The 7184-nt window shown below is 30.8% G+C and carries 6 protein-coding genes; 4 read left to right on the top strand and 2 right to left on the bottom strand.

All coding sequences use genetic code 11. From position 1 onward, the window contains the following. The first annotated feature begins 815 nt into the window (after positions 1-815). From CLTEP_RS12785 to CLTEP_RS12770, 4 genes are all read left to right on the top strand, one after another. Positions 816-1844 carry an NAD(P)/FAD-dependent oxidoreductase gene (locus tag CLTEP_RS12785; protein ID WP_066827316.1) on the top strand — a complete coding sequence of 343 codons (1029 nt, stop codon included), beginning with the start codon at positions 816-818 and terminating at the stop codon, positions 1842-1844. A 318-nt stretch (positions 1845-2162) separates the two neighbouring features. After that, entirely contained in the window at positions 2163-2864 is a 702-nt protein-coding gene (locus CLTEP_RS12780) for a lysophospholipid acyltransferase family protein (protein ID WP_066827314.1), read from the top strand. Positions 2865-3205: 341 nt separating this feature from the next. Next, positions 3206-4399 (top strand): glycine C-acetyltransferase, encoded by a 1194-nt coding sequence (locus tag CLTEP_RS12775; protein WP_066827312.1) that lies wholly within the window; start codon positions 3206-3208, stop codon positions 4397-4399. 48 nt (positions 4400-4447) lie between these two features. Further along, entirely contained in the window at positions 4448-5401 is a 954-nt protein-coding gene (locus CLTEP_RS12770; RefSeq protein ID WP_066827310.1) for an L-threonine 3-dehydrogenase, read from the top strand. Between the two features lie 141 nt (positions 5402-5542). Here CLTEP_RS12770 and CLTEP_RS12765 read toward each other — a convergent pair whose 3' ends face one another. Then, positions 5543-6046 (bottom strand): hypothetical protein, encoded by a 504-nt coding sequence (locus CLTEP_RS12765; protein WP_066827308.1) that lies wholly within the window; start codon positions 6044-6046, stop codon positions 5543-5545. Between the two features lie 125 nt (positions 6047-6171). Continuing rightward, on the bottom strand, positions 6172-6627 hold the full coding sequence (locus tag CLTEP_RS12760; protein WP_066827306.1) for a hypothetical protein: 456 nt from the start codon (positions 6625-6627) through the stop codon (positions 6172-6174). Positions 6628-7184: the final 557 nt, after the last annotated feature.

Below are 7184 nucleotides of genomic sequence, written 5' to 3'. Positions count from 1 at the left end.
AGCTAGATATTAAAAGCTAGAATCTTGTTTTAACTTCTAGTACCTAGTGAGATGCTGGTTGTCAAGTTACAAATTTGTACTGGAGACTGGGGACTAGGGATTGGAAACTGATAAATAGTCACTAATCGCCAATCGCCAGTCACCAAAGCAGATTGTGACTTAGTCAGAAATTCAAACCTAGCACTTTATTTTGAGTAGATACTGATGTACAAATACCAAATCTGTACTAGCAGACTAGCCCTCTAGTCGACTGGCAAACTTGATTAATCATAGAACCCTTTTAAAACAAGATTTCTAGTTATCAGTGGGCTAGTTACCAGCTAATGATAAAATTGCTACGCAATTTATTAAATTCAATATAAAAAACATTTGCTGATTGCAGGTATATAGCAATCAAATTGTGAATCTGCACTAGCAGACTAGTACCCTGGCAAACTTAACCTAATAAGATACTAGTTTTCAAGTTGCAAATTTATGTTAGAGACTGGGGACTAGGGATTGGAAACTGATAAATAGTCACTAATCGCCAATCGCCAGTCACCAAAGCAGATTGTGACTTTGATGAAAACTAATATAAGAGTGCCAGTTTTCCAGGTGGCTAGTTACCAGTTAATGATGAAATCGTTATACGATTTTCTAAATGTATATAAAAACATTTGGTGATTACAAGTATATAGTAATCAAGTTACAAATCTGCACTAGCCCACTAGCCCACTAGTCCTCTAGCAAACTTATTTTAGTGCTTAGCACCTAAAATAGATACTAGTTTTCAAGTTGAAAATCTGTACTGGAGATTAGAGATTGGAGATTGGAGATTGGAGACTAAAACCAAAAAAGAAGGGGGGAAATTTGCATTGAATGAATACGATATAATTATAATTGGTGGTGGTGTTGCAGGAATGTCTGCAGCAATTGAAGCCAAACGGAATGGTATAAATAACATTATTATTTTGGAGAGAGAAGATGATTTGGGGGGGATATTAAATCAATGTATTCATGCTGATTACAGTATGGAAGGATATGAAGTTAAACTTACAGGTCCAGAATATGCACAAATACTCATAGATAAAGTTGAAGAATTAAATATAGAGTATAAATTAAACACAATGGTATTGGAAATTAAAGACGATAGGAGTATTGTTGCTGTTAATGATAAAGAAGGTATTATTAATATAAAAACAAAGGCTATAATATTAGCTACAGGATGCAGTGAAATGCCAAAAGGAGATATGAATATTCTTTACAATGGATGTGCAGGCATATATACAGTAGGTGCGGTTCAAAAGTTTGTGAATATAGAAGGTGTTTTACCAGGAAAAGAAGTTGTAATATTGGGTTCAGGAGATATTGGACTTATTATAGCTAGAAGAATGATTTTAGAAGGTGCCAATGTTAAACTTATTGTTGAGTATATGGATCAGCCAAGAGGTTTAAAGAAGAATGTGATAGATTGCATAGAGGCATTTGATATACCATTAAAACTAAATAGTACTGTAATTGATATTTATGGGAAGGACAGAATAGAAGGAGTGACTATTGGTCAAGTTGATAATGAAGGCGAAATAATAGAAGGTACCGAAGAATATGTAAAATGCGATACTCTATTGTTGTCGGTTGATTTGGTTCCTGAAATCGAACTTCTAACCAATTTAGAAACGGATATACATACTGAAAATTGTTTAACTCCAGAAAATAGATATTCTGAAATGGAAGCCAAAGGTATATTTGTATGCGGAAATGCATTATACATACATGAAGAAATAAATTCAATATATGAAGAAAGTAAAGCTGTAGGAAAGAAAGCTGTATCATATGTTGAGGAAAAATTCGGTAATAATATGTAAAGAACTTCAAATAATACCCATTCGATATGGTTATTATTTAAGAAAACTGTTATAATATAAATGTCACCCTAGTACCTGTATGCAGGTAGTTGAGCTATTCTTTGGGAAATAAGGGCAAACTAATATATTTCCAAGTTAGCTTATGCTATGAGGGATAAGGGCAAGTGTTCTCGCCCATAGAAATAAGGCTATATAGCTTTTGTTATAGAAAACTTAAACAGCAAATTTTCTATAAAGAAGCTTTGTATCTTTGTGGTCGGAGTAGTTCACAATTATAATAAAGAGAATGTTATTACTGTTTGAAAGGGATGGAACAATATGATATCTCCTAGAATGGCGAAATTTATAGGATGTTTACCGAAATGTTTAGTAAATTTCTTAAGCAAAAAAATCGTGTTTTCTTATGTAAAAAAATATGCAAATATTGAAGTTAGAGGACTTGAAAACATACAAAATATCAAGGTTCCTACAATATTTATATGCAATCATTTGAGTAACTCCGATGGATTAATATTGAGTCAAGTACTTAAAAAGTATGATCCAACATTTGTTGCAGGAATTAAATTATCTAAGAATTCAACAACAAGTTTAGGAATTAATGTAGTTAAAACAACCTCAATTAAACCTAATTCTGCTGATAAAGATGGAATAAAAAAAATAATAAAGCTTTTAAGGGAAGGAGAAAATGTTTTAATTTTCCCTGAAGGTACAAGAAGTAGAACAGCAAGTATGATTGAAGGCAAAAAAGGAATAATATTGATTGCTAAGCTTACTAAAGCACCAATTGTGCCTATTGGTATCTGGGGTAGTGAGAAGCTTTTGCCAATTAATAAAGAGGGAGATATGAGTGCAGAGGAGTTTCATTATGCAGATGTAAGTGTCAATATAGGAAGTCAATTTGAAATGCTATCAAGAGAAAAAGGGGAAGATAAAAAGGAATATGAGGAAAGGGCAATGAAACATATAATGACGAAAATTGCCGAACTTATTCCAAAAGAATATAGAGGCGTTTACAAATAAGGTATTTCTGGAAAATTGATATAGTAATATCGATCATAAAAATATTCTGAAAATACTGTTATTTAGGGTTTTCATGTATGCGTGTCTTTGAATAACGTACAAATGATTTTGAAATATGAAAAATGATATCAATAATATTAATATGTTATTAATGGAAAAATATATTATCTAAAGGTGTGAAAACTTTGGATAATATATTTTTTTACGAAAAAATATTTAAAAATATTATAAAAAAGTGTATAAAAATTATTATTTTTAGTGGTATAATATAAATGTACATATTAATTAAGTGTGTTTAAGAGACGTACACTTAATCAAATTAATTATTGGAGGTATGTGCAATGTCAAGTAAAATATTAGAAAAATTCTTAAACGAAAATTTAGAAGATTTAAAAAGTAAAGGATTATACAATGTAATCAATCCTTTAGAAAGTTCAAATGGACCAATAATAAAAATTGATGGAAAAGAACTCATTAACTTATCTTCTAACAATTATCTTGGATTAGCAACTCATCCAAGAATGAAAGAAGCTTGCATAAAAGCTACAGAAAAATATGGCGTAGGTGCAGGTGCTGTTAGAACTATAAATGGTACATTAGATGTTCATATTGAACTTGAAGAGAAACTTGCAAAATTCAAGCATACTGAAGCTGCAATAGCTTTCCAATCAGGATTTAACTGCAATATGGGTGCTATTTCTGCTGTAATGGATAAGAATGATGCAATTCTTTCAGATGAATTAAATCACGCTTCAATAATTGACGGATGCAGATTGTCTAAGGCTAAAATAATAAGATTTAATCACTCTGACATGGAAGATTTAAGAAAGAAAGCAAAAGAAGCTAAAGAATCTGGATTGTATAATAAGATAATGGTAATAACAGATGGAGTATTCTCTATGGATGGAGATATATGTAAATTACCTGAAATAATTGAAATTGCTGAAGAATTTGATTTAATAACATATGTTGATGACGCACATGGCTCAGGAGTATTAGGAAAGGGTGCAGGAACAGTTAAACATTTTGGATTATCTGATAAAGTAGATTTCCAAATAGGAACACTTTCAAAAGCAATAGGTGTTGTTGGTGGATATGTTGCTGGTAAGAAAAACTTGATTGATTGGTTAAAAGTTAGGGCTAGACCATTCTTATTCTCAACTTCATTAACCCCAGGTGCTGCTGCAGCATGTATAGAAGCAATTGATATATTAACTGAAAGCACAGAATTAAATGAAAAGCTATGGGAAAATGGAGATTATCTAAAGAAAGGTTTAAAAGAATTAGGATTCAATATCGGAAACAGTGAAACTCCAATCACACCATGTATTATTGGTGAAGAAAAAACAACTCAAGAATTTAGTAAAAGACTTAATGAAGAAGGAGTATATGCTAAATCAATAGTGTTCCCAACAGTACCTAGAGGAACTGGAAGAGTTAGAAATATGCCAACTGCTGCACATACAAAAGAAATGTTAGATAGAGCATTAGAAATATACGCTAAAGTAGGAAGAGAAATGGGAATAATCAAATAGCTATTGTAGAATATATTTTAAAATACATTTGATAATGGAGGGAAAACCATGAAGAGAATTTTAGTTACAGGGGCATTAGGGCAAATTGGAACGGAATTAGTAACTAGACTTAGAGAAGTTTATGGTGCTGACAATGTAATAGCAACAGATATAAGAAAACCAGAAGATAATGCAGTTGTTAATGGAGGACCATTTGAAATATTAGATGTTACAGATGGTAAAGCAATGATCGAAATCAGCAAAAAGTATAATGTTGATACTATTATGCACTTAGCTGCGCTATTATCAGCTGTTGCAGAAGCAAAGCCACAATTAGCATGGAATATTAATATGGGTGGCCTTGTAAATGCACTAGAAGCTGCTAGAGAATTAAATTGTCAGTTCTTTACTCCAAGTTCAATAGGAGCATTTGGACCATCTACTCCTAAAAACAATACACCACAGGATACAATACAAAGACCAGAAACTATGTATGGTGTAACAAAGGTTTCAGGAGAGTTATTGTGTGACTACTATTATAAGAAATTCGGAGTAGATACAAGAGGTGTTCGTTTCCCAGGATTGATTTCTTATGTAGCTCCTCCAGGAGGCGGAACAACTGACTATGCAGTTGATATATACTATGAAGCACTTAAAAAAGGTAAGTACACTTCATATATAGCTAAGGGAACTTATATGGATATGATGTATATGCCTGATGCAATAAATGCTATTATTAAATTAATGGAAGCTGATGCTTCTAAACTTAAGCATAGAAATGCATTTAATATTACAGCTATGAGCTTTGAGCCAGAACAAATTGCAGCTGAAATTAAAAAGCACATTCCAGAATTTGAAATGGATTATGATGTAGATCCTGTAAGACAAGGGATTGCTGAAACATGGCCAGATTCAATTGATCCAAGTGCAGCTATGGAAGAATGGGGCTTTAAAGCTGAATATGATTTAGCAAAAATGACTGAAGATATGCTTGAAAAATTAAGAGCAAAAGGAATCAAATAATAAATGGGGCTGTACATCAGCAATTTATAATTGCTGATGTACAGCCCCTTTTTTCATGTGCCCAGCATGGGTGTTTACTTGTCGGTGAAAGTTCCATACTAGGGGTGATAGTGCCAACCGCTAGCTTATGAAAGTAAAAAATTATTTTAAGTTTATAGTTTCATTTTTCGCATTATATTTAATTTCAAGACATATTATATTTTTTATTTTATTAAATTCATTGTTATCTATTGAACTATCAAAAATTCCAGGTAAATAGCCGATACCCATTGTAGGCCTATCATTTATTTTAAGATTAACAGGTTCATATGATACGGTAGTTATTCCACTACGAATGTAATTAGACATTTTTTTATCTAATTTAAGGGTTACCTTTACATTGTTAATATCTTTTTGAGTTTTATTGTGTATTAAGATACTATAATTCAATCTATGAGTATTATCTTTTTCATCATATATAACTTCAAGTTTTTCGATTTTAAAATCAAAATTTTTGCTTAGATTTGTGAAAATTTTACCTTCATTATAAAAAGAATTTGAAGAAATTTCATTTTTAGTTGAACTATTAATAAATAAAACTATGAAAATAATAAGTAGTAAAAAAACAGTACATATAGTAATTAATATTTTACTGGAAATTTTCATAAAACACCCTCCATTTAAGTAAATTTATAAAGTTCTAAATTTTAAAAAATTACCATTTATTATATTATAGCAGAAAAATGGGGAATAAGTTTCCCCATACTATCAACCATAATTAAATTATAATATTACTTCCAGTTAATACATTCATTATACATATGTCCTGGACCGGCATCATACATTCTTAAGGTCATTTCTTTTATCCACGTAATATCACCATAATGTTCAGATATATCTTCATCAATTGGTTCATCTGTATGATCTACTGTATATTGTCTTTGCTTAAGATTTTCATCAGTGTAAGAAGCCCATTCATGCCAAAAATATTGTTTTTTTCCTGTTATAACTTCTGTACTCCAGTCATTATAATCCCTTGAGTATATTTGTCCTTTGTTATAAAAAATCCTATAACTTCCAAGTGTTTTAGCTTGTACAGGATAACCATCTGCTATTTTAAAACCAGCATAGCTTACAACAGCATAAACAATGCTTTTAACAGGCTTCCATTTAACGGATAATATACTTAAAGTAAGAGAACCGATTTCTGACAGCAAAGCTATTGGACTGACATCACTTTTCCACATACCATTAGATGTTGTAACATCGACAATTACTCTTGTATCTCTATGTGTTGGTGTTGTAGAATAATTTATTTTATTATTATCAATATTTTCAATTATATATAAAGTTACAGGTGGTAATGCTTTAACATCGTTTTCATTTTTATATATTTCATTTGGTACTTTTGGTATATGCGAATCAGGCTGTAATATATATATATATTGCTTTCCATTAATATTTTCTATTTTATTATTTAATTCTTGTAAGTTGATGTTATTTATATTTTTATCAGAAGTTTAGCACTTAAAAATTTTTCAGGTCGGTAGCCCGTTGATTTATAAGAATTTAAGAATAATCAGTGGAAATATGAGATTTTCCGATTTTTACTGGAAATTATAGAGAAAAAAGTTGCATAATAAAAGCATCCTTTTTATAATAGTTTTGCCTAGAAACTCACACAAAAAGGATGCTGATAAAATGAGCAAGAGTTATTTGAAACAATTACTCACCTATACTAATAAGGTATATTATATAGGTGAAAAAATCAATACCTTAAAAGATAAAAGAGTAAAATCAGAAG

The organism is Clostridium tepidiprofundi DSM 19306, assembly GCF_001594005.1.
In the GTDB taxonomy this organism is placed as follows: Bacteria; Bacillota; Clostridia; order Clostridiales; family Clostridiaceae; genus Clostridium_AC; species Clostridium_AC tepidiprofundi.
The sequence above is the reverse complement of the archived record's forward strand: the minus strand, read 5'-3'. Positions and strand labels throughout refer to the sequence as shown.

Bases quoted from the DNA above. Each gene is read 5' to 3' on its own strand.
- CLTEP_RS12780 (WP_066827314.1), top strand. From the start codon at position 2,163: ATGATATCTCCTAGAATGGCGAAATTTATAGGATGTTTACCGAAATGT.
- CLTEP_RS12775 (WP_066827312.1), top strand. From the start codon at position 3,206: ATGTCAAGTAAAATATTAGAAAAATTCTTAAACGAAAATTTAGAAGAT.
- CLTEP_RS12760 (WP_066827306.1), bottom strand. From the start codon at position 6,627: ATGTGGAAAAGTGATGTCAGTCCAATAGCTTTGCTGTCAGAAATCGGT.
- CLTEP_RS12765 (WP_066827308.1), bottom strand. From the start codon at position 6,046: ATGAAAATTTCCAGTAAAATATTAATTACTATATGTACTGTTTTTTTA.
- CLTEP_RS12770 (WP_066827310.1), top strand. From the start codon at position 4,448: ATGAAGAGAATTTTAGTTACAGGGGCATTAGGGCAAATTGGAACGGAA.